The organism is Inquilinus sp., from assembly GCF_057815775.1.
Genome location: NZ_JBYRFX010000454.1, coordinates 1 through 24,016 on the forward strand (window position 1 = coordinate 1; position 24,016 = coordinate 24,016).

The following is a 24,016-nucleotide window of genomic DNA, read 5'->3' on the forward strand; positions in this document are numbered from 1 at the left end:
GAGCTTCGTCGCCCAGATGTATCTGGATGACGACCCGCCGATCGCCGCCGGCCGCGAGATCTGGGGCTTTCCCAAGAAATACGCCCATCCGAAGCTGGCGATCGTCAAGGACACACTGACCGGCACCTTGTCCTATGCCGATCAGCTCGTCGCCATGGGCACCATGGGCTACAAGCACGAAAGCATGGCCGGCAACGGCCAGCGCACGATGGCGACGCTGTCGCGCACCCAGGTCAACCTGAAGCTGATCCCCGGCGTCGACGGCCGGCCGGAAATCTGCCAGCTCGTCGCCTATAACCTGATCGACATCACGCCGAAGGGGTCCTGGATCGGGCCGGCGCGGCTGCACCTGGTGCCGCACGTCAATGCACCGGTGGCCGATTTGCCGGTGCGCAAGGTGATCGGCGCACATCACTTGATCGCCGACCTCACCCTGCCGTATGGCCGGGTGATCTACGACTACAACCGGCCGGACTGACTCCAGAGAGTCCCGCCTCGCCTCGGCACGATCCGGGCCGCCGTCCCGTTCTCATGGCATCCGCACCGCATGGAGGATGCCGTGAAAAACGCTCCCTGGTTCGTTCGCTTCGCCAACCGGTTCTCGCAGCTCGCCGGCCACCCCGTCACCTTCGGGGTGGCGGCGGGCGCGATGATCGTCTGGGCCGCGATCGGCCCCTTTGTCGGCTTTTCCGACGTGTGGCAGCTGACCGTGAACACCGGCACGACGATCGTGACCTTCCTGATGGTGTTCCTGATCCAGAACACCCAGAACCGCGATAGCGCCGCGGTCCAGATCAAGCTCGACGAGCTGATCCGGGCCACCGAGGTGGCGCGCAACTGGATGCTCGACCTGGAAGAGCATTCCGAAAAGGACCTGCGCGAGATCCGCGAGGAATACCGGGCGCTGGCGGCGAAGGCACGGGCGGAGCGCGGCGGCTAAACCGAATGGATTTTTAACGGGCTGACGGAGCAGGGTCGCGACCTGGCCATCGCCCGTGGATCGGGTGGTGCGCCCATCCTTGGGACGACGATCATGTTGGACACTGAAGGGCCGCGGCGTGCTGTCGTGCCGGCCCCGGCCACAACGCCATGGCTGCGGATCGATCCGGAGTCGCGCCGCCGCATCACCAGCTTCTGCACCCGGCTCGCCATGATGCTGGGCATGCTGGCGCTGATCTCCCTGCCGGGCCGGCGCTCGACCGCCGACATGCTGGCCTTGCTGCAGTCGGTGATGTTCTTCGCCGCGCTGTGGAGTGCCCTGTTCGCCTGGATGGCGCGCGAGCCGATGCAGCCCGACCGCCTCAACATGTGGGACGAGACGCTGGCCTTCTGCGCCCTGTTCCTGGCTGTGCGCGTGGTGCGGGCCGCCGTGTTTGGGATCTGAGCGGGTTACCGCGCTTCCGGCAGATGCCCGCGGCCATGCGGCGCGGTCAGGTCCAGCGCCGGGCCCTTCGGCACGATGCCGGTCGGGTTGATGGTGTGGTGGCTTTCGTAATAGTGCCGCTTGATGTGCGACATCTCGATCGTCGCGGCCACGCCCGGCAGCTGCGCGATCTCGCGGGTGTGGCCCCACAGCGCGGTGTATTCGTGCAGCGGCCGCAGGTTGCACTTGAAGTGGCCGTGATAGACCGGGTCGAAGCGCAGCAGCGTGGTGAACAGCCGGATGTCGGCCTCGGTCAGCCGGTCGCCGACCAGCCAGCGATGCTCCGACAGCCGGGCCTCCAGCCGCTCCAGCTGCTCGAACAGCCGGGTCACGGCCTCGTCATAGACCGCCTGGTCGGTGGCGAAGCCGGCCTTGTACACGCCGTTGTTCACCCGGTCGTAGACATCGGCGTTGATGGCGTCGATCTCGGGCAGCAATTCGGCGGGCGATAGATTGACCGACCGATCGGCGAATTCATCGAACTCCGAATTCAGCATCCGGATGATCTCGGCGGATTCGTTGTTCACGATCGTGCGGGTCTGCTTGTCCCACAGCACCGGCACGGTGACCCGGCCGGTGTAGTCCGGTTTGGCCAGGGTGTAGATCTCGTGCATCGCGGCCTTGCCGTTGACCCGGTCGCCGGTGGCGCCGGGGGAGCGGCTGCCGTCGCGGATGTCGTCGAAGGTCCAGCCCTGGCTGCCCATGAACGGGTCGACCGCATCGACCGAGATCACGTCCTGGAGCCCCTTCAGCGCCCGCACGATCAGGGTGCGGTGCGCCCAGGGGCAGGCGTAGCAGACATAGAGGTGATAGCGCCCGGCCTCAGCCTTGAAGCCGGAGCTGCCATCGGCGGTGACCTTGCCGCGGAACGCGCTGTCCTGCCGCACGAAGCGCCCACCGGTCGCCTTGGTGTCATACCACTGGTCCGCCCAGCGGCCTTCGATCAGCAGGCCCATCGTCGTCTCCATCCGCCGCCGGGACCCTGAGCCCCGGCGGTCATCTTAAAAGTCTCAGCCGGCAAGCTTCGAGGCGATCTTGGCGACATGCGCACCTTGGAAGCGGGCAGCGGCGAGTTCGTTCTCGCTCGGCTGGCGCTGGCCCTGGCCGCCGGCGATGGTGGAGGCGCCGTAGGGCGACCCGCCGGTGATCTCGTCCAGCGTCATCTGGCCCTGGAAGGAATAGGGCAGGCCGACGATCACCATGCCCTGATGCAGCAGCACGGTGTGGAAGTTCAGGATGGTGGATTCCTGGCCGCCATGCTGGGTGGCGCTGGAGGTGAACACGCTGCCGACCTTGCCGATCAGGGCGCCCTTCATCCACAGGCCGCTGGCCTGGTCGAGGAAGGCCTTCATCTGCGCGGCCATCATGCCGAAGCGGGTCGGCACGCCGAAGATCACCGCGTCATAATCGGCCAGCTCGTCGATCGTGGCGACCGGGGCGGCCTGGTCGAGCTTGAAGTGGTTGGCGCGGGCGGCCTCTTCGGACAGCAGCTCGGGCACGCGCTTGATGGTGGCCTCGGCGCCGCCCTCGCGGACACCGTCGGCGATCGCCGTCGCCATCGTCTCGATATGGCCGTAGGAGCTGTAGTAGAGAACCAGAACCTTCGTCATCGCATCGTTTCCCTATGGTACCCGCAGCCGACGCTGCGCGACCAAGGTAGTCCTTGCGGAAGGCGGGGATAACCCATCGTCACGGAACAGGATTGTTTCCCAAACCGCGACGATGGGAGGGATGACGGGCTCAGGCCGGCTGCTGTGCCACCGGGCTGGCAGCCCGGCGCCGCGCCGTCGCGGTCAGGATGCCGAGGGCCGTGGCGGCGCACAGGGCACCGACCCAGCCGAGATCCGAGGCGTTGCCCCAGCTCACGGTCGCGGCGCCCAGCACCGAGCCGAAGGCGACGCCGGCATAGAGCGCGGAGGAGTTGAGCGACGCTGCCACCATCGCCACCTCCGGCGCCAGCCGGATCAGCCGCGTTGTCTGCGCCGGGTTGAAGGCCCAGCCGGCGATGCTCCAGATCGCCATCAGGGGGACAAGGGCGATCAGCGCCTGATGGGCCGGAAGCAGGGTGGCCGCGGACAGGCCGAACAGGGACAGGGTGAGGGTGGCGAGGCTGCCGAACTGCACCCGCAGCGGCCCGATGCGGTCGGTCAGCTGGCCGCCGAGGGCGTTGCCGATCGCGGCGCTGACGCCGAACAGGAACAGCATGGCGCTGACGCCGTCGGGGCCGAGGCTGGCCGCCCGCTGCAGGAACGGCGCGATGAAGGTGTAGATCGTGAAGGCGGCGGCGATCCAGAAGAAGGTGACCATCAGGGCCTGCAGGATCACCGGCCGACGCGCGACGGCCAGTCGTTCGGCCAGGGTGCTGGCGCCACGCGGCAGCTGCGCCGGCAGGCCGAAGCGCAGGCCGAACACGCCGGCGAAGCCGAGCCCGGCGACGATCAGGAAGGTCGAGCGCCAATCGGCATGGGCGCCGATCCAGGCGCCCACCGGCACGCCCAGCGCGGTGGCGATGGTCATGCCGCTGGTCACGGCGGCGATGGCCCGCCCGCGCCGTTCGGGGGGAACCAACGACGCGGCCACGGCATAGGCCGTCGGCATGAACAGCCCGGCGCTGAGCGCCAGCAGCACCCGGACGGCGACCAGCTGCCACAGGCTCTCGGTCACCGCCGCCAACAGGTTGGCCGCGGTGAAGCACGACAGGGCGATGATCAGCAGCCGGCGCCGGTCGAGACTGCCGCACAGGGCCGACAGGATCGGCGAACCGACGGCATAGGCGAGCGCGAAGATGGTGATCAGTTCGCCGGCGGTGGCGATCGTCGTGTGGAAGTCGGCGGCGATCGCGGGCAGCAGCCCGGCGATCATCAGGCCTTCCGTGCCGATGGCGAAGGCGCCGATCGCGAGCCAGACCAGGGAGGCGGGCATCGTCCGTATTCCATTGTTCAAGGATTATTGAACAATCATCCCGCCTGGCGGTGGCCGTCAAGCGGAATGTTCAATGATCGTTGAACATTGAAACGCGCCGGCCGATCGGCTAGATATTGTTCATGCGTGCGCCCTTCCAACCCGACCGCGACCAGCTCGACCTCGTGACCATCCTGGCCGCGCTCAGCGATCCGACCCGCCTGGGGATTGTCGCCACACTGTCCGAGGTGGGCGAAGTCTCCTGCGGCTATCTCGGCGAAGGGGCCACCAAGACCGCGCTGTCCTACCACTACGCCAAGCTGCGTGAGGCCGGTGTGACCTGGACGCGGATCGACGGGACGCAGCGCTTCATCTCGCTGCGGCGGGGCGATCTGGAGGCAAGGTTCCCCGGGTTGCTCGACTCCGTGGTGACAAATGCGCGCAGGGACGTCGCCCTGCGGACCGAGGCTGCGCCTGCCCCTGGCCGCTGACATCAGGTCAAACCGAGGCCAGCCGCGGCATTTTAATTTTACCAAAGGGTAATTTCACACCGCGTGAAGGACCAATTAGGGTCCAGCTCACGGCCAATACATGGAACGCAACACGCTCCGATGCGTTTGCTGTCCCGAAGAACCCTCGCAAAAACCGAATGACCATTGCCATGCGTCGCTCCGGCCAGCCCACGCGGAAATTTGCTGTCGTCACCACCTGCAACGCTGCGGGCTATGATGATTACGGACGGCGAATGATCGAGACCTTCGATCTTCAGTGGCCGGAGGAGATTCCGCTTCTGCTATACCGCGAGAACTTCGAGCCGGAGGTGCCGAGCGACCGCATCATCGTGCGGGATCTGGTCTCCAGCTGCCCCGACCTGATGGCCTTCAAACGCCGCCACGCCGACAACCCGCTGGCCCATGGCCAGACCGAGCGCTACCGCTTCCGGCTGTCGCGCAACCCGTACAAGAACCGGATCAAGCTGGGCGACCGGCATTGGGGCACCGGGTTCCGCTGGGATGCCGTGCGCTTCAGCCACAAGGCCTTCGCCATCTTCCACGCCGCGGCGAACACGGATGCCGACGTGCTGATCTGGGTGGATGCGGACAGCCTGTTCTTCTCCGACCCGAGCGTGGACGAGCTTGAGAGCATGATCCCGCGCGACTGCTTCGTCGGCTATCTCGACCGGCCGACCTACTCGGAATGCGGCTTCATCGCCTACAATCTGAACCACCCGGCGACCCAGGAAATGCTGGCGGCGTTCAAGCGGCTCTACACCCATGACGAGCTGTTCCGGCAGTACGAATTCCATGACGCCTATCTGTTCGACGTGGTGCGCCGGCAGTTCGAACGCGCCGGCCACAAATCCTTCGACATCGCCGACGGCATCGGCCGGCAGGCCAAGCATGTGCTGATCAACTCGCGGCTCGGCCAGTTCATGGACCACATCAAGGGTGGCCGGAAGACGGCCGGCCACAGCCAGCGCAACGATCTGGTCATCCAGCGGCCGGAAGCCTACTGGCGCACCTCGGCCTAGACGCCGGCGCCTGGCCTGATCCGGCAGGTTCCACCAACACTCCTCCATTCCATTGCAGCACCAACCTGCCCGTATCGGCGGGACTGTGGTCGTGCGTCTCATCGTCGGGTTGATCCGAAAGCGGGCCTCATGAAGGAATTCGGCGCGATCGCGCGGCGCGATGTTCTGGCGGTCGCGGGCGTGGGCCTTGCCGCCAGCCTGTTGGCCGGGGCAGGGGCGCGGGCACAGACCTTGGCCCTGGATCCGGCAAGCGGCGTCGACCCCGCGACGTCCTGGTTCGATGGCAAGCTCTATGCGCTGTGGAAGGACCCGGGCGCCGGCGGCGAACTGGAATATGCTGATTTCGACGGCTCGGCCTGGTCGCTGCAGGTGCAGATCCCCGGCGCGAACAGCGATGTGCCGCCTTCGCTCGTCACCTTCGGGACCAGGCTCTATGCCGCCTGGAAGGGCAAGGCGGCCGACCAGCGGATCTGGTACTCCGTCTTCGACGGGGCGCATTGGTCGCACCAGGCGCAGATCCCCGGCGCCGTGACCCTCGGCGCGCCGGCCCTCTCCGTGTCCGGCACGACGCTGTATGCTGTGTGGAAGGGCGCCGGTGCCGAACTCTCCAGCGCATCCTTCGACGGCTCGAAATGGTCGAAGCCGGACAGCCCGGTGACTGCGCCGGTCGCTGCCGGCAGCCATCCGTTCTCGCCGCAGATGATCGCCGCCACCGCTCTGTCCGGTGTCGACCAGGGATCGCATGGCGATTGCATGTTCGAGGCCGCCCTCGTGGCCACGGCGATGACGCCAAGAGGACAGGCGGCGCTGTCCAAGGCGATCGTGCGGAATGCGGATGCCAGCTTCACCGTGACCTTCGCGGGCGACCCGCATCACCCCATCAAGGTGACCGAGAACCAGTTGATCACCACCCAGGTGCATGACGATGCGAAATGGTCGCGGATCCTGGAGGCGGCGCTGATCAGCTCTTCGAGCTTCGCCAACGGCGCGCATATTCCGGATGACGCGCCGAAGGATAAGAGCGAGGCGGGATCCCCCGGCATCTATGCGCTCTATCTGCTGACGGGGAGCCCGGCCACGAACCACCCGACCGCATCGCCGACGATCGGGACCGAGATTGCACAGGCCCTCGGCAATGGCCAGCCCGTCATCGCCTTCTGCTCCAACAACGACGGCGGCGCGCTGGTTTCGGGGCATGAATGGACCGTCACGTCCTGCGACCCGCAACAGAACCGGGTCACCCTTCGCAATCCCTGGGGCAACTTCAAGACGGCCGGTACGTCGAAGGGCGGCATCTCCTATGATGGCGCCGCCGAAGTCAGCATGACCCTGCAGCAGTTCCCGCAATTCTTCCGCAACTCGACCTTCGGCTACGAAAAGGCCTGACCGCTTCGGTCAGGCCCCCGAGGGCGGAGCCGCGTCGCCGGGGCCGAGCGTGCGCTGCATCAGCACGGTGTCGACCCAGCGGCCCAGCTTGAACCCGATCGACCGGAAGCTGCCGGCCGGCTCGAAGCCCAGCCTTTCATGCAGCGCGATCGAGGCGGCGTTCCGGCTGTCGCCGATCACGGCGACCATCTGCCGCCACGGCCCGGCCTCGCAGCGCTCGATCAGCCCCGCCAGCAGCGCGCGCCCGATGCCGCGGCCGGCGAGGCCGTCGGCGACATAGATCGAATCCTCGACCGTGTGGCGATAGGCCGGGCGCGGCCGGTACGCGCCGGCATAGGCATAGCCGACCAGCCTTCCGTCGATCTCGGCCGCGAGATAGGGCAGGCCCTGCGCCAGGATGGCCGCCCACGCAACACCTCGCCGAGGCGGATGCCGAGATCGGCGAGCTGCCGGTCGTCCAGCCCGCGCAGCAGCTCCAGCTGCCGTCGCCGCGACAGTGGCGATGCGGCGAACCAATGCAGGATCTCGGTCAGGGGCGGCAGGCGGCTGGGCATGGGGCACGGCGGTGATCGGGGAACGGATGACAAGCTTGCGCCGCCGAAATGGATAAGGGAAATTTGGATATCCGATACGGATGATAAGGATTTCTTTGGATGCGCGGACTGAACCTCGACCAGCTGCGCACCTTCACCGAGGTGATCCAGGCCAGCAGCTTCTCCGGTGCCGCGGCGCGGCTGAACCTGACCCAGCCGGCGGTCAGCCTGCAGATCCGGCAGTTGGAGACCCGGCTGGGCGTCCGCCTGATAGAGCGGGTCGGCCGGCGGGCGACGCCGACCGCGGCCGGGGCCGAGCTCCTGGCCTATGCCGGGCAGATCGAGGCGGCGGTGGCGACCGCGGTGGAAGCGATGGCCGAACACGCCACCGGCATGATCGGCCGGGTCCGGCTCGGCACCGGCGCCACCGCCTGCATCTACCTGCTGCCGCCGGTGCTGCGGGCGCTGCGGCAGCGGCTGCCCTCGCTGGAGATCGTGGTCAGCACCGGCAATGCCGTCGACATCCTGCGCCTGCTGGAGGAAAACGCGCTCGATCTCGGCCTGGTCGCCCTGCCGGCGCCCGGCCGCGCCTTCGCGGTGACGCCGCTGCTGGAGGAGGAGTTCGTGGCGGTCGTGCCCGCCGAGGCCGACGACCTGCCGCTGGAGGTGACGCCGGCCGTGATGGCCCGCCGGCCGGTGGTGCTGTACGAGCCGGGCGGCCAGACGCGGCGCATCGTCGACGACTGGTTCGCGGCGGCCGGGATCAGCCTGAAGCCGGCGATGGCGCTCGGCAGCGTCGAGGCGATCAAGGAGCTGGTCGGCGCCGGCCTGGGCTGCGCCGTGCTGCCCCGGATGGCGATGCCGCCGGGCGAGACCCGGCTGGTCGCGCATTCCCTGTCGCCCGAGCTGCACCGCCAGCTCGGCCTGGTGCTGCGCAGGGACAAGCCGCTGACCCGCGGCCTGCGCGAGATGATCGCGGCGCTGCAGCGTGCGGCGCCGGGGTCATTGACCCCGCCGGGCGCCTCGTAGACCCTGCGCGGCATGGATATGCCCGGTGCCATGGTCGTCTTCGCCCAGGTCGTCGACAGCCGCAGCTTCTCGGCGGCGGCGGCGCGGCTCGGCGTGTCGAAATCGGCGGTCAGCAAGCAGATCGCCAAGCTGGAGGATCGGCTCGGCGCCCGGTTGCTGAACCGCACCACCCGCACCCTCAGCCCGACCGATGCCGGCCAGGATTTCTACGAGCGCTGCGTCCGCATCGTCCGCGAGGTGGAGGAGGCGGAGCGGGCGATCGGCCATCTCTCGGCCGAGCCGCGCGGCCTGCTGCGGTTCAATGCGCCGGCCAGCTTCGGCCGCGAATACATCGCGCCGCTGGTCCCGGATATGCTGGCCCGCTGGCCGGAGCTGCGGATCGAGGCGGTGTTCGACGACCGCTTCGTCGATGTCGTGGCCGACGGCTTCGACCTCGTTATCCGCATCACCCGGCTGCAGGATTCCAGCCTGGTGGCCCGGCGCCTGGCACCCTGCCGCCGGCTGGTCTGCGCCACGCCGGGCTATGTCGAACGCCATGGCGCGCCGAAGGTGCCGGCCGATCTCACCGGCCATGACTGCGTGCTCTACAGCTACGCCGCCGACCAGAACGACTGGGAGTTCATCGGCCCGGACGGCCGCACGGAGACGGTGCGGGTCGACGGCCGGCTGCGCGCCAACAGCGCCGAGGTGACGATGGCGGCGGTGCGGGCGGGCATGGCGGTGGCGCTGGCGCCGGATTTCATGGTCGGGGCCGACATCGCCGCCGGGCGGCTGGTGCCGCTGCTGACCGATTACGAGAACCCGTTCGGCGCGATCTATGCGGTCTGGCCGCACAACCGCAACCTGGCGCCCAAGGTGCGCGCGGTGGTGGATTTCCTGGTCGAGCGCTTCAGCCAAGGGCCGGTGTGGGAGATGGGTTAGGCGCCACCGCCGTCGGCCCCGGCGTGGTGGTGGGTCTGGCTGCGCAGCGGACGCTGTTCAACCCGCAGATAGGTCAGCAGGCTCAGCAGGAAAATCCCCGCCGCCACGCCGAACATCACGGCGAAGGCACGGGCGATCTCCAGGCGCTCGGCCGCGGCCAGGGGGCGGCGCACCAGATCTTCCAGCCCGGTGACCGAGGCGACGGACGGGCTCCAGGCCACGATCAGGCCAAGCACCAGGGCCGATCCGGCCGCGACCAGGATGGCGCCGCCGAGGGCGCGGGAAAAGCCGATGGCGCCGGTCACGGCCCCCATGTCGCGCGCCGCCGCCGCGTTCTGCGCCGCGACCATGCTGGCGGGGAAGATCGGGCCGAGGCCGAGCCCGATGAGCATCAGCAGGCCGGAGGCGACGATCGGCGTGGCGCTCGTCGCGCAGAATGCCAGCGCCACCGTCGCCACGATAGCGATCGGCAGCCCGATCACGGGCGGCCGGCGATAGGTGCCGGTGCGGCTGATGTAGCGGCCGGACAGCGAGGCGGTGACGGTGGTCGACAGCATCAGCGGGATCATCATCAGCCCGACCTCGCCGGTCTGGGCCTGCAGGGCTACCTGCAGATAGGTCGGCGCCAGCACCGCCAGCATGAGATAGCCGCCGAAGGCCAGGAACACCGCCAGCAGCACCGGCCCGACCACGGCATCGCCCAGGAAGCGCGGCGTCAGGATCGGCTCGTCCGCCGGGCCTGGCGGCGGAAGAACAGCCAGCCGGAGGCGATGGCGACGACGGCAGCGGCCAGCATCGGCAGCGATGCCCAGGGGAAGGTCGTGCCGCCCCAGGACAGGCCGAGCAGCAGGGACACGGTGCCGAGGACGAGCAGCGCGATCGAGACGAAGTCGATCCGCGCCTTGATCCGCCGCACCGGCAGCTTGCGCAGCGCCCGGTCGACGATGCCCAGCGCCAGCAGGCCCAGCGGCAGATTGATCCAGAAGATCCAGGGCCAGCCGACATACTGGGTCAGGACGCCGCCCAGGGTCGGGCCGATCAGGGCGGACGCGGCCCAGACCGTTGCGAAATAGGCGGCGTAGCGGCCGCGGTCGCGCGGCGCCACCACATCGGCGATCACGGTCTGCGCCAGGGTCAGCAGCCCGCCGCCGCCCAGCCCCTGCAGCGCCCGCGATGCGATCAGCATGGTCATTGAGGTGGAGAGCGCGCACAGCACCGAGGCGCCCAGGAACACGCACAGGCAGGCCAGCAGCAGCGGCCGGCGGCCATAGAGGTCGCTGAGCTTGCCGAGGATCGGCGTGGCGCAGGTCGAGGTCAGGAGATAGGCGGTGACGACCCAGGAGATCAGCTGGAAATCGCCGAGCTCGCGCCCGATCGAGGGCAGGGCGGTGGCGACGATGGTCTGGTCGAGGGCCGACAGGAACAGCGCCAGCAGGGCGCCGATGACGATGGTGCGGATCTCGGACTGGCTGAGCGACATTGTTTTTGGTTTCCCCCCGTCCCGCACGAGTCGGGATGGGTCATACTAGGCCGTAGACTCATAAGCACGGAGCCAGAGTCGGATTGAAGCGCGTTGGACCATAGCGAGGAAGTTGGCGGCGAGCTTGTCGTAGCGGGTAGCGATGCGGCGGAAGTGCTTCAGCTTGGAGAAGAAGCGCTCGATCAGGTTGCGCTCGCGATAGAGGCGCTTGCCAAAGCAAGGCTTCCGGAGATGGTCGAGCAGCTTGTCGGCGATCTGCCCGTCGTGCGCCTGTCCCGCGCTCAGGCCGAGCCGAATTGGTGGGCATTCCCGATTGGATCAGATGCGAAGAGCTCCTTTCCAGTATTCCGAAAGCGCCTCGCTCAACTCGGTCGCGAACGCATGATAGTGACATATCTGCAACTCAGGCGTCGGGTCGCCGAACGACTGCCAGAGGCCACGCATCATGGCATGGGTGCGGGTGAGAAGCTGAAATCCCCGTCCGGGAGGCAGCGTCAACGCATCCTCAATCTTGGCGCTGACAGCCTTGATGCTCGTTAGAATTGCTTCCTTGTGGGCGGCCAGCGCTGGCGCGCTCATATTTCGTTCAATTACCTCCTTGGCGAGCGCATCGAGGCGAAGAAGAAAGGGCCGCTCGTCAACATACGTCACGAAGCGTGTAACGAATGCTTCGACACGTACCGGCACGGGCTGGTCGACTCGCGTCAGCTCTTCCCCCAGGGCTGCGAGAGCTGGCTCCCACAGATGGAGAAGGAGCGCCGCGAAGATCTCCTCCTTGGTGCGGAAGTAGATGTAGAGTGTGCCTTTGGCGAGACCGCTGGCTGCGGCGATCTCCGCTGCTGACGGAAGGCGTCCATCCGCCTGCCTGAGAAGCAATTCGGCAGCGTCCAGAATCGACTTGCGCCGCTGGTCCTTGCCGGCGTCGTCATACGCCCGCTTCATTGCTTGCGGTGTCGCCCACCGGACGCCTTATAGGCTTGCCGCGCCACGAACGTGCGCGGAAGAATCCTCCCGATTGCCACTGCGATTTTGTTCGCGCTGCCCGCGACGACGGAAGATCTGCCGTTGAACAAGGCATCCAGCCCGATTCCGGCAACCTTTCCGGGAAGAAGGGCCGACCGCCGCGTTGCCGGCGATGGTTGGAACCCCGAGGCCACGTCGAAGCCGGTCGCCATATAGCCGGGCGACACGACAGTCACACCGACTTTCGGCGCAAGCTCGACGTGGAGGGCCTCGCCTAAGGATAGGACATAGGCCTTCGATGCTCCGTATGCGGCCAACAGCGGTGTCGGCATATACGCGGCAAGGCTTGCCACCAGCAGGATGTGCCCCCCATCTGCCGCCATCATGCGCTGCGCGTAAAAGCGGGTGAGTTCAGTCAGCGCGAGGATGTTCAGCTGCAGCATCGATGCCAGGCGATCAGCATCCTGTTCCGCGAAACGCTCGTTGAGTCCGAAGCCCGCGTTGTTCACGACGACCATGGGCGATAGTCCGCGGGCGTCAAGCGTCGCGGTCAGTTCTCTCACGGCTTGGGGCTTGGACAGGTCGGCGGGCTGCACCACCACATCGACGCCATGGCTATCGCGGATTCGCTCGGCCACCGCCTCCATGGCGTCCGCGCCCCGCGCCGTCAGAACGAGATCATAGCCCCGCCGGGCGAGGTCTTCGGCGAAAGCGATCCCCAGCCCGCTCGACGCTCCTGTGACAAGCGCAATCTTCCTCGAACCCATGATGCCTCCTAATGACCAGTGGTCATATAAGATGACCGTGGGTCATTGTTAAGGCGTCCATGATCAAACTCTCGTGGTTTATGCGTTTAGCCCGCTTCGGCAGCGAAACACCCGCCAAGCTTTCCAAGCGCCAAGCCTGCTCTCGGTTATTCCCGATTCATGGGTTCACGACCTGGCGATTGCACCGGTCGATGGGTCGGCGATTGGCCGGGATCAGCCTTGCAAGCGCCGGGAAGGCGCACAGCGTCAGGCAGCCACGCCATGGCGCGGCAGCATCACCGTCTGGACCAGCCCGCCCTCGGGCCGGTTGGCAATGCCGATCCGGCCGCCGTAGCGCGAGATGATCTCCTTGGCGATGGCCAGGCCCAGCCCGGCGCCCGGCACGATCTGCCGCCGCGCCGGGTCGACCCGGAAGAACGGCTCAAACACCTGTTCCCGCAGCGCCGGCGGAATGCCGGGGCCGTGGTCGGTGATGGTCAGCCGGGCGTCGGTGCCGTCCCGCGTCAGCCGGATCTCCGCGCCCTTGCCATGAGTGGCGGCGTTGATGATCAGGTTGCGCAGCGCCCGCTTCAGCGCCAGGGGGCCGGCCTTGATCGAGACCGGCTCGGCCTGCACCAGGGTCACCGCCAGCTTCTGCTCACCCAGCTCGATGCACACCGTCTCCACCAGCCGGTCCAGGCGCAGCGCCTCGCCGTCACCGTCCTCGACCTCCTCCCGCACCAGCCGGATGGCGCTGTCGGCGATGCGGTCCAGCTCCTCCAGGTCCTTCAGCCAGGCGTCGCGATCCTCGTCGGGCAGGAATTCGGCGCGCAGCCGCATCCGGGTCATCGGGGTGCGCAAATCGTGACCGGCCGCGGCCACCAGGCGCATCCGGCTTTCCATCGCCGCGCGCAGCCGGGCGGACAGGCGGTTCAGCGTCCGCGCCGTGGTCCGCATCTCGGCGGGCCCCGTCTCCGGCAGCTGCGGCAGGGTGCCGTCCGGCCCGATCCGGGCGATGCTGCCCTCCAGCAGGGCCAGCGGGCGGATCAGCTTGCCGGCCACCACCAGGGCGATGCCGATGGCGCCCAGCACCAGCAGCACCATCCAGCCGGTGAAGGCCAGCGGCACGCCCTGCGGGATCGGCACGTCGGAAATGGTCAGCCACAGCCAGCGATTCGGGTCGATCTGGACGGACAGCACCGGCGGCGAATCCACCATCGGCCGGGTGATCGCGATCGGCAGGTCCGGGCCGGTCTTGCGGATGGCGCTCTGCAGGAATTCGGCGAAGCGCTCGATCGACTCGCCCGGGGCCGGGGTGGGGTGCAGCTCGAAATCGGCCACCCGGCCGGGGGCATCGGCCGGCCCGATGCCGTTCTCGACCAGATCGGCGATCAGCCGGATCTGCCGGGCCAGCGGGTCGATCGTCCGGGTCGGCGACGGCCCGTGCAGCAGGCTGACCGCGGCGAAGCTGGCGATGCCGACGACGGCGATGATCGCCACCACAAGCAGGATGGTGATGCGGGCGCGCAGCGTGTTCATGCCGTCTCGCCCTGCAGCTCGACCGCGACCGACAGCTGGTAGCCGCCGTTGCGCACCGTCTTGAAGATGTGGAACGGCCCTTCGTCGCCCAGCTTGCGGCGCAGCCGGCTGACCAGAACGTCGATCGACCGGTCCATCGGCTCCGCCTCACGGCCCTGGGTCAGGTCGAGCAGCTGGTCGCGCGACAGCACCCGGCCGGGCCGGTCGAGGAAGGCCAGCAGCAGCTCGAATTCCGCGCCGGTCAGCACCACCTCCGCCCCGCCGGCATCGACGATGCGCCGGGCGGCCGGGTCGGCGGTGAAGCCGGCGAAGTGATAGCGTCCGGCCGTAGGCTCTTCCAGCGGCGTCGTCCCGGCGGCGCGGCGCAGCACCGCCCGGATCCGGGCCACCAGTTCGCGCGGGTTGAACGGCTTGCCGATATAGTCGTCGGCCCCGATCTCCAGCCCGATGATGCGGTCGATATCCTCCTTCAGCGCGGTCAGCAGGATCACCGGCAGGGTCGGCCGGCGCTGGCGCAGGTCGCGGCAGATGTCCAGCCCGGAACCGTCCGGCAGCATCACGTCCAGCACCACCAGGTCGATCCGGCCGTCGACCAGCCGCTCCTCGCATTCGCGTCGATCGGCGGCGAGGCTGACCCGGAGGTTCTGGCTGTCGAGATAGCGGCCGAGCAGGCGCCGGATCTCCGGGTCGTCGTCCACGACAAGAATATGAGGGGAAGTCTGCATCGATGAATGAAGCCGAAAAGTTGTTGCCGTGATCTTTACGGCCTCGACGCCGCCGCGCGACGGGTTTTTTGCAACGGAGTATTGCGGGAATTCCGCCAGCAATGTTCGGACATCAATTTCGTCGAACGGTTCACATTCGGCAACACGGCGACGAACCGCAGCAACACGGCTCGCCTAGCTTCGCTCTATCGACAGCAACATTGCGAGGCTGCAGATGAGATCCACCGTCGCCATCATCGGCATTGCGACGGCCAGCGTGGTCGGCCTCTCCCTCGGCACGGTCATGAGCCCGGGTGGCGCCGCACTGGCCGACCCTGTCAACGTCGACGCGATCCATGCTCCGCAAGGGGCCGTGCCAGCGTCGGCTGGCCCTGACGGTGACCATGCTGACGGTGGCGGCTCCGGCTGGCATCGCCGTCCAGACTTCTTCCGACTGGGCATGGCACGCCACCTCGCCACGATGGAGACCATCGTCGGCATCCGATCCGACCAGCTCGACGCCTGGCGGGACTACACCAGCGCGCTGCTCGCGCTGATGGAGCCGCCGGCGCGTGGTGCCATGATGGCCGACCGCGGCGATCCGTTCGGCCGGCCCGAGCATCTGGCCGATACGGTGATCGCCAAGGCCGACACGGCGACGAAGCTGAAGGCGGCGATCGCAGCGCTGCGCCAGAAGCTGACGCCGGACCAGCTTGTCCTGCTGCAGCAGGCCGAGGCGCGGATGGGGCCGCATCATGGTCCGCAGCCCTTTTTCGGTCCCGGTCCGCAGGACCAGCGCTCCGAGCCCCAGGCCGAGCGCCCGGCGCCAAGCGCCGGCTGACGGGCCGGTCGGGCCGGTCCGGTTTCCCCCCACGGCCGGACCGGCCCGATGGTTTCGATGGTATAGTACTCCTCCCGATCACTGCGATTGTCTCTGCCCGTGAACTCTCAACTGCTTCGGGGCGTCGCCTCGCTGTCCGCCCTGGTCCTGGCGAGCTGCGCGGTCGGTCCCGACTTCCAGCGGCCGGACGCGCCTGGCGTCGCCCAGTACACGCCCGGCTCCCCGCTGACTCAAACCTCTGCGGCCAAGGTCGCTGGTGGTACGGCGCAACGCATCCAGAACGGCCGGGACATCCCGGGCGACTGGTGGCGCGTGTTCCGTTCGGATTCGCTCGACCGGCTGATCGCCGAGGCGCTGAAGGCCAACCCCGACATCCAATCCGCCCAGGCGACGCTGCGCCAGGCGCAGGAGAATGTCGCGGCCGGGCAGGGCGCCCTGTTCCCGACGATCACCGGCAGCGGCTCCGGCGAGCGGCAGCAGACCAACAGCACCGGCTCGTCGCCGACCGGCGGAACCCGGACCGTGACCTCGGTCTTCAATGTCTACAATGCGTCGGTCGACGTGTCCTACGACCTGGACGTCTGGGGCGGCACGCGGCGCAACATCGAATCGCTGCAGGCCACGGCCGATTACGAGCAGTTCCAGCTCGAGGCCAGCTACCTCACCATCAGCAGCAACGTGGTCACCGCGGCGATCCAGGAAGCCTCTCTGCGGGCGCAGATCGACGCGACCCAGGACATCATCAAGACCGAACGCTCCTTCCTGGGCATCCTGCAGCAGCAATTCGCGCTCGGCGGCATCTCGCAGGCCGATGTGGCGCAGCAGGAGGCCGTGGTGGCGCAGGATGAGGCGTCGCTGCCGCCGCTGCAGAAGCAGCTGGCGCAGCAGCGCAACCAGCTCGCCGTGTTCCTCGGCCGCTTCCCCAGCGAGATCTCCGGCGATGATTTCCAGCTGTCCTCGCTGACCTTGCCGGCGGACCTGCCGCTGTCCCTGCCGTCGAAGCTGGTCGAGCAGCGGCCCGACATCCGGTCGGCGGAAGCGCAGCTGCATGCGGCCAGCGCCAAGATCGGCGTGGCCATCGCCAACATGTTGCCGCAGATCTCGCTCAGCGGCAGCTACGGCAGCAGTGCCAGCACCTTCGGCAATCTGTTCTCGCCCGGCACGGTGGCGTGGAGCCTGGCCGGCAGCATCGTCCAGACCATCTTCGACGGCGGCACGCTGCTGTCGGAGAAGCGGGCGACCGAAGCCGGCTTCGACGTGGCGGCGGCGCAGTATCGCAGCACGGTGCTGTCCTCGTTCGAGGATGTTGCCAATTCGCTGCACGCGATCCAGTACGACGCCGACACGCTGAAGGCACAGCTGGCGGCCGAACAGGCAGCCCAGCGCAGCCTGAACATCGCCCGCAGCCAGTTCCAGGCGGGTGCTACGACCTACACGACGGTCCTGACCGCCCAGACCAGCCTGCTGAACGCCCGGATCGGCCGCATCCAGGCCCAGGCCTTGCGGCTGACCGACACCGCCGCGCTGTTCCAGGCGCTCGGTGGCGGCTGGTGGAACCGGACCGACGTGCCCACCGGCGACTATCAGCCGACCCCCAGCCTGCCGAAGTGATGACGGACTAAACATGGCCAAGAGCAGAACGGCGTCGCTGATCACGCGCATGGTGATCATGCTGATCGTGATCGGCGTGATCCTGGGCGGAATCTTCGGGTTCCAGGTGTTCAAGGGCAAGATGATCGCGCAGTTCCTGGCGTCGCGCGCCAACCCCGCCCAGACGGTGTCGACCACCGTCGCCGCCAAGTCGGACTGGCAGGCACAGCTGGAGGCGGTGGGCAGTTTCCGGGCCGTGAACGGCGCCAACCTGTCCTCCGAGGCGTCTGGTATTCTCGACAAGTTCAGCTTCACCGATGGCCAGGATGTCCAGGCCGGCGCCGTGCTGTTCCAGCTGCGGCTGGACAACGACGTCGCCACCCTGCAGCAGTTGCAGGCAACGGCCGACAACGCCCAGATCACCTATGACCGCGACCTGCGCCAGCTCAAGGCCCAGGGCGTCAGCCAGGCCACGGTCGACACCGACTCGGCCAATCTGAAGAGTGCGCAGGCCCAGGTGATCGGGCAGCAGGCCCTGATCGACGAGAAGACGGTCAAGGCGCCCTTCGCCGGCCGGCTCGGCACGCGCCAAGTCGATCTCGGCCAGTATCTCAGCGCCGGCACCACCATGGTGACGCTGCAGGCGCTGGACCCGATCCTGTTCGACTTCACCCTGCCGCAGCAGGCGCTGTCACAGCTCAAGGTCGGGCAGGTGGTGACGGCCTCGGTCGACAGCTATGCCGGCCAGGGCTTCGACGGCAAGATCACCGCGATCAGCCCGGTGGTCGACACATCAAGCCGCAGCCTGACGATCCGGGCCAGCTTCGCCAACCCGGACCACCGGCTGCTGCCCGGCATGTACGGCAAGGTGTCGATCGCGGTCGGTGCGCCGCAGCAATACGTCACGCTGCCGGCGACGGCGGTCACCATCAACCCCTATGGCAACGTCGTCTTCATCGTCTCCGAGAAGGACGCCAACGGCCAGAAGCAGATGGTGGCGAACCAGAGCTTCGTCACGACGGGCCAGACCCGCGGCGACCAGATCGCGGTGCTGAAGGGGATCGACCCCGGGCAGACCATCGTCACCTCCGGCCAGCTCAAGCTGCAGAACGGGTCGCCGGTCGTCGTCAACAACACGGTGACGCCGCCCAGCGATCCCAAGGCCGCCCCGGCGGACCCGAGCTGAGGCGCGCGCCATGAACATCACCGATCTTTTCATCCGGCGTCCGGTGCTGGCCCTGGTGGTCAGCCTGCTGATCGTGGTGATCGGCTACCAGTCCTTCAATTCGCTGGCGATCCGCCAGTATCCGAAGACCGAGAATGCGGTGGTGACCGTCACCACCACCTATTTCGGCGCCGACCCCGACGTGGTGGCCGGCTTCATCACCACGCCGCTGGAAAATGCCATCGCCCAGGCGAACGGCATCGACTACATGACCTCGACCAGCACCAGCGGCACCTCGATCATCACCGTCAACCTGCTGCTGAACTACAACTCGGACGCGGCGGTGACCGAGATCAACACCAAGGTCAATTCGGTCATCAACCAGTTGCCGCCCGCGGCGCAGCAGCCGACCATCACCCTGGCGGTCGGCCAGACCATCGACGCCATGTATATCGGCTTCAACAGCGATGTGCTGGCGGCGAACCAGATCACCGACTACCTGACCCGCGTGGTGCAGCCCAAGCTGCAGGCGGTGCAGGGCGTGCAGACGGCGGAGATCCTCGGCCCCAAGGTGTTCGCGCTCCGGGTCTGGCTCGACCCCGACAAGCTCGCCTCATACGGGCTGACCGCGGCCGACGTGAATACCGCGCTGAACAACAACAACTTCATCTCGGGCATCGGCAACACCAAGGGCACGATGACCCAGATCACGCTGACCGCGACCACGGACCTGCATGATGTCGAGCAGTTCCGGAACCTCGTGGTCAAGCAGGTCAACGGCGCGCTGATCCGGCTGAAGGATGTCGGCAACGTCGTGCTCGGCGCCCAGGACTACGAAAGCCAGTCCAGCTTCGACGGCAAGCCCGGCGTGTTCATGGGCATCCAGGTCGCGCCGAGCGCCAACCTGCTCGACGTCGTCGCCGGCGTGAACGCCGCGATGCCGGCGATCAAGGCCCAGCTGCCGATCGGGCTGAACACCGCTGTCATCTACGACTCCAGCGCCTTCGTCAGCAGCTCGATCCGTGAGGTCGTCACCAGCCTGGGTGAGGCGCTGCTGATCGTGATCTTCGTGGTCTTCGCGTTCCTGGGGTCGCCGCGGTCGGTCTTCATCCCGATCGTGGCGATCCCGCTGTCGCTGGTCGGCACCTTCGCGATGATGCTGGTCTTCGGCTTCTCCATCAACCTGCTGACCCTGCTGGCGCTGGTGCTGGCCATCGGGCTGGTGGTCGATGACGCGATCATCGTGGTCGAGAACGTCAACCGCCATATCGAGGAGGGGGCGAAACCCATGCAGGCGGCGTTCGACGCCGCCCGCGAACTGGTTGGGCCGATCATCGCCATGACCGTCGTGCTGATCGCGGTCTATGTCCCGATCGGCTTCCAGGGCGGCCTGACCGGCGCGCTGTTCACCGAATTCGCCTTCACCCTGGTCGGCGCCGTCACCGTGTCGATGATCATCGCGCTGACGCTGACGCCGATGATGTGCTCGCGCATCCTGAAGGTCCATCTGGAGGATCGCAGCGGCTGGGAAGAACGGCTGTCGGACTTCATCGACCGGCGGTTCAACGAGCTGCTGCGCCCCTACAAATACCTGCTGCACGGCAGCCTCAACACGATTCCGGTGACGCTGGTCTTCGCCGCCATCGTCCTGGGCAGCATCTACTTCCTGTATGGCGGGGCGCAGAGTGAGCTGGCGCCGAGCGAGGACCAGGGCGCTGTGCTGGTCTCGACCACCAACCCGCCGCAGGCGACGCTGGAGCAGAAGCTCGCGAATTCCACCCAGGTTGCCGCCGCGATGCGGACCTATCCCGAGGTCGACCACACCCTCACCATCGATTCCCCCTCGACCTCGATCGGCATCGAGGTGTTCAAGCCCTGGGATCAGCGGACCCGGAGCGCCGCCGTGCTGCAGCCCTTGCTGCAGGCGGATGTCGGCAAGATCGCCGGGTCGCAGAGCGTGGCGTTCCAGCTGCCGCCGCTGCCGGGCAGCAACGGCCTGCCGGTCCAGTTCGTGATCGGCACCACCAACGGGTTCGAGGAACTTAACGACGTCTCCGACGCCTTCCTGCAGGCGGCGCTGAAATCCGGCCAGTTCATCTTCCTGAACAAGGACCTGCAGATCGACAAGCCGCAGGACGAGATCGTGATCGACCGCGACAAGGCGGCCCAGCTCGGCCTGACAATGAGCGATGTCGGCAATTGGCTCGCGACCATCCTCGGCGGCGGCTTCGTCAACTATTTCAGCATCGACGGCCGGTCCTACCAGGTCATCCCGCAGGTGCAGCAGCGCTCGCGCCTCAACAGCGACCAGATCCTGAACTACCCGATCGCGGTGGTGAACGGCACGCAGATCCCGCTCTCGGCCATCGCCACCATCAAGCTGGAGGCGGCGCCGCGCTCGATCGCCCATTTCCAGCAGCTCAACTCGGCGACGATCCAGGGCGTCGCCGCACCGGGCGTCGACGCGGGCACCGCCCTCGCCACGCTGCAGAACCTGGCCGCCCAGACGCTGCCGCAGGGCTATTCCGTGGATTACGGCGGCCAGTCGCGGCAGACGGTCCAGGAATCCAGCGGCATCGTGCAGATGTTCGCCCTGGCGCTGATCATCATCTTCCTGGCGCTGGCGGCCCAGTTCAACAGCTTCCGCGACCCGCTGATCATCCTGGTCTCGGTGCCGATGTCCATCGCCGGGGCGCTGGCCTTCATCAGCGTCGGCGTCGGCGGCGCCACGATGAACATCTACACCGAGGTTGGGCTGGTGACGCTGATGGGGCTGATCAGCAAGCACGGCATCCTGATCGTCGAGGTCGCCAACGGCCTGCAGAAGGCGGGCAAGACCAAGCGCGAGGCGATCGAAGGCGCCGCCGCCATCCGGCTGCGCCCGATCCTGATGACCACAGGCGCCATGGTGCTGGGCGTGGTGCCGCTGATCGTGGCCAGCGGCGCCGGGGCGGTGTCGCGGTTCAACATGGGGCTGGTCATCGCCAGCGGCCTGGCCATCGGCACGCTGTTCACCCTGTTCGTGGTGCCGGCCGTATACATGCTGCTGGCGGCGAAGCACGAGACCGAAGGCAAGACCGCGGCGGCGGCAGAGCCGACACACGGCCCGGCGCCGGATCCGACGAAGGCTTAGCCCGGGTCGGTGCCCATCAGCGCCGGCAGCCGCGCCGCCAGCGCATCGATGGCGGCGCGGGTCTTGGACGGCAGGTGGCGGCTCTGCGGCCATAAGGCATGGACATCGAAGGCGAAGTCTGGCCGGTCGGTGAACAGCTGCACCAGGGTGCCGTCGCGCAGCCGGCCGGCGACCTGCCAGTGGAGAAGCATGGCGATGCCGAGGCTGGCGGCCGTGGCCTCGACCAGGGAGTCCAGATCGTCGAAGCGGATCCTGCCATCCAGGATCATCGCCCGGACACGGCCGTCGGGCTCGATGAAGCGCCAGGGCAGGGACCGGCCGTCCCGGCCATAGACCAGCAGGTCGTGGGCCGGCAACTCCTCCAGCGCCGCCGGGCGGCCGCGCGCCGCCAGATAGGCCGGGGTGGCGCAGACCACCATGGGCAGGCGGGCCAGGCGCCGCGTCGCCAGGCCGACCACATCGGGCAGCGGGGCGGCGCGGACGGCCAAGTCTATGCCGTCCTCGACCAGGTCGGCCTGGCGGTCGGTGAAAGCGATCTCCAGGCTCAGCCCCGGATGCTGCCGGACCAGGTCCAGCAGCACCGGCGCCACGAAACGGCGGCCGATCAGCACCGGCGCCGTCACCCTCAGCCGGCCCGACGGCGCCGCCCGGCCGGTGTCGTTATCGGCCTCCGCCGCCTCCAGCTCGGCCAGCACGCGACGGCAGCGCTCGTAATAGGCCTGGCCGGCCTCGGTCAGGCTCTGGCTGCGCGTGGTGCGGTGGAACAGGCGCGTGCCCAGCCGCTCCTCCAGCCGGGCGATCGCCTTGCCGACGGCGGAGCGGGACAGGCCGACGCGGTCGGCCGCCAGGGCGAAACCGCCGGCCTCCGCGGCCTGGACGAACAGGCTAACGCCGTTGAGGCGATCGATCATGGCTGGGTCCGATTGGTTCTTTCAGATCTACAGTAATGGGAAATATCGGCCGCACTGGAGAGAAATCACCTCGCCTATGCTTCCGGCGGCTCGAATGGGGCCGGACCGAAGCGGAACGAGCAGAGCATGAAGCGGTGGCAGAATTCCCGGCTGGGCCGTGAGACCCTGGCCCTCATCGACACCCCGGTGCCGCAGCCGGGGCCGGGCGAGATCCTGGTCAAGGTCGGGGCGGTGTCGCTGAACTATCGCGACAAGCTGACCATCGAGACCGGCATGGGCCAGACCCTCGACTTTCCGTTCACGCCGGGATCGGACATGGCCGGAACGGTGGCCGAGGCCGGCGCCGGGGTGACGCGGTTCGCGGTCGGCGACCGGGTGCTGGGCACCTTCTGGCCGGGCTGGATCGACGGCCTGGCCACCGGGCGGCGGGCGGCCCTGGGCGGGCCGCTGCCGGGGGTGCTGGCGGAGTATCTGGTGCTGTCGCAGGACTGGGCCGTGGCGGCGCCGCGCACGCTGGACGATTCGGCGGCCAGCACGTTGCCCTGCGCCGGGCTGACCGCCTGGTCCGCCCTGGTCGATGCCGGCCTGCGCGCGGGTGAGACGGTGGTGGCGCAGGGCACCGGCGGCGTGGCGCTGTTCGGCGTCCAGCTGGCCCGGGCCCATGGCGCCGAGGCGATCGTGATATCAGGCGATCCCGCCAAGCTGGAGCGGGCCCGGGCCCTGGGCGCGGCGCATGGCATCGACCGCCATGCCACGCCCAACTGGGGGCGGGCGGTGCGCGAGCTGACCGGCGGCCGCGGCGCCGACCACGTGCTGGAGCTGGTGGGCGGCGCCAACATGGCGCAGACGGCGGAGGCGCTGGCCCAGGGCGGGCGCGTCGCCCTGATCGGCCTGCTCGACGGCTTCAGCTTCACCGCCCCGACCGTGCCGATGATGATGAAGCAGACTGTGATGCGGGGCATTTCGGTCGGCCATCGTCGCGGGCTGGAAGATCTGGTCCGCGCCGTCGACCGCATCGGCCTGGCCCCGGTCATCGACGCCGAATACGCCTTCGCCGACCTGCCCGCCGCGCTGGACCACCTCGACCGCGGCCCGTTCGGCAAGATCGTGGTGCGGGTAGGGTAGGGGGAGAGGTCACTCCCTCCACCCCCTCACTGTCATGCCCGGACTTGATCCGGGCATCCAGAGGCTGTCGACATCTTCTGGATTGCCGGGTCAAG

The 24,016-nt window shown here is 67.9% G+C and carries 24 protein-coding genes and 1 pseudogene; 13 read left to right on the forward strand and 12 right to left on the reverse strand.

The features are described from left to right. The 3 genes from AC3XYG_RS16160 to AC3XYG_RS16170 form a co-directional block, all read left to right on the forward strand. On the forward strand, positions 1–478 hold a 478-nt coding region (locus tag AC3XYG_RS16160; protein ID WP_489140872.1), incomplete at its 5' end, for an acetoacetate decarboxylase. 81 nt (positions 479–559) lie between these two features. Further along, positions 560–940: a low affinity iron permease family protein gene (locus tag AC3XYG_RS16165; RefSeq protein WP_489140873.1), complete on the forward strand. Its 381-nt coding sequence runs from the start codon at positions 560–562 to the stop codon at positions 938–940. A 93-nt stretch (positions 941–1,033) separates the two neighbouring features. Further along, positions 1,034–1,384, forward strand: coding sequence for a hypothetical protein (locus tag AC3XYG_RS16170; RefSeq protein WP_489140874.1), 351 nt, complete (start codon positions 1,034–1,036; stop codon positions 1,382–1,384). A 5-nt stretch (positions 1,385–1,389) separates the two neighbouring features. Here the strand turns inward: AC3XYG_RS16170 and AC3XYG_RS16175 are convergent, their stop codons facing one another. The 3 genes from AC3XYG_RS16175 to AC3XYG_RS16185 all read right to left on the reverse strand — a co-directional run bounded on the left by AC3XYG_RS16175 (position 1,390) and on the right by AC3XYG_RS16185 (position 4,345). Further along, positions 1,390–2,379: a glutathione S-transferase family protein gene (locus tag AC3XYG_RS16175; RefSeq protein WP_489140875.1), complete on the reverse strand. Its 990-nt coding sequence runs from the start codon at positions 2,377–2,379 to the stop codon at positions 1,390–1,392. Between the two features lie 54 nt (positions 2,380–2,433). After that, positions 2,434–3,033 (reverse strand): NAD(P)H:quinone oxidoreductase, encoded by a 600-nt coding sequence (gene wrbA / locus AC3XYG_RS16180; RefSeq protein ID WP_489140876.1) that lies wholly within the window; start codon positions 3,031–3,033, stop codon positions 2,434–2,436. Positions 3,034–3,163: 130 nt separating this feature from the next. Beyond that, on the reverse strand, positions 3,164–4,345 hold the full coding sequence (locus AC3XYG_RS16185) for an MFS transporter (RefSeq protein WP_489140877.1): 1,182 nt from the start codon (positions 4,343–4,345) through the stop codon (positions 3,164–3,166). Positions 4,346–4,467: 122 nt separating this feature from the next. Here AC3XYG_RS16185 and AC3XYG_RS16190 point away from each other — a divergent pair, with 122 nt between their 5' ends. The 3 genes from AC3XYG_RS16190 to AC3XYG_RS16200 all read left to right on the forward strand — a co-directional run bounded on the left by AC3XYG_RS16190 (position 4,468) and on the right by AC3XYG_RS16200 (position 7,241). Then, positions 4,468–4,815 carry an ArsR/SmtB family transcription factor gene (locus AC3XYG_RS16190; protein ID WP_489140878.1) on the forward strand — a complete coding sequence of 116 codons (348 nt, stop codon included), beginning with the start codon at positions 4,468–4,470 and terminating at the stop codon, positions 4,813–4,815. 254 nt (positions 4,816–5,069) lie between these two features. Next, positions 5,070–5,855: a hypothetical protein gene (locus tag AC3XYG_RS16195; RefSeq protein WP_489140879.1), complete on the forward strand. Its 786-nt coding sequence runs from the start codon at positions 5,070–5,072 to the stop codon at positions 5,853–5,855. Between the two features lie 129 nt (positions 5,856–5,984). Then, a complete protein-coding gene (locus AC3XYG_RS16200) occupies positions 5,985–7,241 on the forward strand; it encodes a hypothetical protein (protein ID WP_489140880.1) in 1,257 nt (418 codons plus the stop codon). 9 nt (positions 7,242–7,250) lie between these two features. On the opposite strand, the gene AC3XYG_RS16205 is transcribed toward AC3XYG_RS16200, so the two are convergent. Then, entirely contained in the window at positions 7,251–7,757 is a 507-nt protein-coding gene (locus tag AC3XYG_RS16205; protein ID WP_489140881.1) for a GNAT family N-acetyltransferase, read from the reverse strand. 137 nt (positions 7,758–7,894) lie between these two features. Between AC3XYG_RS16205 and AC3XYG_RS16210 the strand changes: the two genes are divergently transcribed. Beyond that, positions 7,895–8,803 carry a LysR family transcriptional regulator gene (locus AC3XYG_RS16210; RefSeq protein ID WP_489140882.1) on the forward strand — a complete coding sequence of 303 codons (909 nt, stop codon included), beginning with the start codon at positions 7,895–7,897 and terminating at the stop codon, positions 8,801–8,803. Between the two features lie 12 nt (positions 8,804–8,815). Then, positions 8,816–9,724, forward strand: a complete 909-nt coding sequence (locus AC3XYG_RS16215; RefSeq protein WP_489140883.1) for a LysR family transcriptional regulator — start codon at positions 8,816–8,818, stop codon at positions 9,722–9,724. Here the strand turns inward: AC3XYG_RS16215 and AC3XYG_RS16220 are convergent. The 7 genes and pseudogenes from AC3XYG_RS16220 to AC3XYG_RS16250 form a co-directional block, all read right to left on the reverse strand. Then, positions 9,721–10,416 carry an MFS transporter gene (locus AC3XYG_RS16220; protein ID WP_489140884.1) on the reverse strand — a complete coding sequence of 232 codons (696 nt, stop codon included), beginning with the start codon at positions 10,414–10,416 and terminating at the stop codon, positions 9,721–9,723. The genes AC3XYG_RS16215 and AC3XYG_RS16220 overlap by 4 nt on opposite strands. 23 nt (positions 10,417–10,439) lie before the next feature. After that, positions 10,440–11,204 (reverse strand): MFS transporter, encoded by a 765-nt coding sequence (locus AC3XYG_RS16225; RefSeq protein WP_489140885.1) that lies wholly within the window; start codon positions 11,202–11,204, stop codon positions 10,440–10,442. A 45-nt stretch (positions 11,205–11,249) separates the two neighbouring features. Continuing rightward, positions 11,250–11,414 (reverse strand): annotated as a pseudogene (locus AC3XYG_RS16230) (transposase); the annotation flags it as partial. 108 nt (positions 11,415–11,522) lie between these two features. After that, positions 11,523–12,146, reverse strand: a complete 624-nt coding sequence (locus tag AC3XYG_RS16235; RefSeq protein WP_489140886.1) for a TetR/AcrR family transcriptional regulator — start codon at positions 12,144–12,146, stop codon at positions 11,523–11,525. Further along, on the reverse strand, positions 12,143–12,934 hold the full coding sequence (locus tag AC3XYG_RS16240) for an SDR family NAD(P)-dependent oxidoreductase (RefSeq protein WP_489140887.1): 792 nt from the start codon (positions 12,932–12,934) through the stop codon (positions 12,143–12,145). Before AC3XYG_RS16240 ends, AC3XYG_RS16235 begins: the two co-directional genes overlap by 4 nt. 246 nt (positions 12,935–13,180) lie before the next feature. Then, positions 13,181–14,452, reverse strand: a complete 1,272-nt coding sequence (locus tag AC3XYG_RS16245; protein WP_489140888.1) for an ATP-binding protein — start codon at positions 14,450–14,452, stop codon at positions 13,181–13,183. Continuing rightward, positions 14,449–15,150, reverse strand: a complete 702-nt coding sequence (locus AC3XYG_RS16250) for a response regulator (RefSeq protein WP_489140889.1) — start codon at positions 15,148–15,150, stop codon at positions 14,449–14,451. The genes AC3XYG_RS16245 and AC3XYG_RS16250 overlap by 4 nt, the downstream gene beginning before the upstream one ends. 241 nt (positions 15,151–15,391) lie before the next feature. Between AC3XYG_RS16250 and AC3XYG_RS16255 the strand changes: the two genes are divergently transcribed. From AC3XYG_RS16255 to AC3XYG_RS16270, 4 genes are all read left to right on the forward strand, one after another. Beyond that, positions 15,392–15,997: a hypothetical protein gene (locus AC3XYG_RS16255; RefSeq protein ID WP_489140890.1), complete on the forward strand. Its 606-nt coding sequence runs from the start codon at positions 15,392–15,394 to the stop codon at positions 15,995–15,997. 99 nt (positions 15,998–16,096) lie between these two features. Beyond that, positions 16,097–17,608, forward strand: coding sequence for an efflux transporter outer membrane subunit (locus AC3XYG_RS16260; RefSeq protein WP_489140891.1), 1,512 nt, complete (start codon positions 16,097–16,099; stop codon positions 17,606–17,608). Between the two features lie 13 nt (positions 17,609–17,621). Further along, positions 17,622–18,773 carry an efflux RND transporter periplasmic adaptor subunit gene (locus AC3XYG_RS16265; RefSeq protein ID WP_489140892.1) on the forward strand — a complete coding sequence of 384 codons (1,152 nt, stop codon included), beginning with the start codon at positions 17,622–17,624 and terminating at the stop codon, positions 18,771–18,773. 10 nt (positions 18,774–18,783) lie between these two features. Beyond that, positions 18,784–21,885, forward strand: a complete 3,102-nt coding sequence (locus AC3XYG_RS16270) for an efflux RND transporter permease subunit (protein ID WP_489140894.1) — start codon at positions 18,784–18,786, stop codon at positions 21,883–21,885. On the opposite strand, the gene AC3XYG_RS16275 is transcribed toward AC3XYG_RS16270, so the two are convergent. Beyond that, entirely contained in the window at positions 21,882–22,796 is a 915-nt protein-coding gene (locus AC3XYG_RS16275) for a LysR family transcriptional regulator (RefSeq protein ID WP_489140895.1), read from the reverse strand. The two genes, AC3XYG_RS16270 and AC3XYG_RS16275, sit on opposite strands and share 4 nt — an antisense overlap. 126 nt (positions 22,797–22,922) lie before the next feature. Here AC3XYG_RS16275 and AC3XYG_RS16280 point away from each other — a divergent pair, with 126 nt between their 5' ends. Further along, on the forward strand, positions 22,923–23,921 hold the full coding sequence (locus AC3XYG_RS16280) for a zinc-dependent alcohol dehydrogenase family protein (RefSeq protein ID WP_489140896.1): 999 nt from the start codon (positions 22,923–22,925) through the stop codon (positions 23,919–23,921). Positions 23,922–24,016 lie beyond the last annotated feature (95 nt).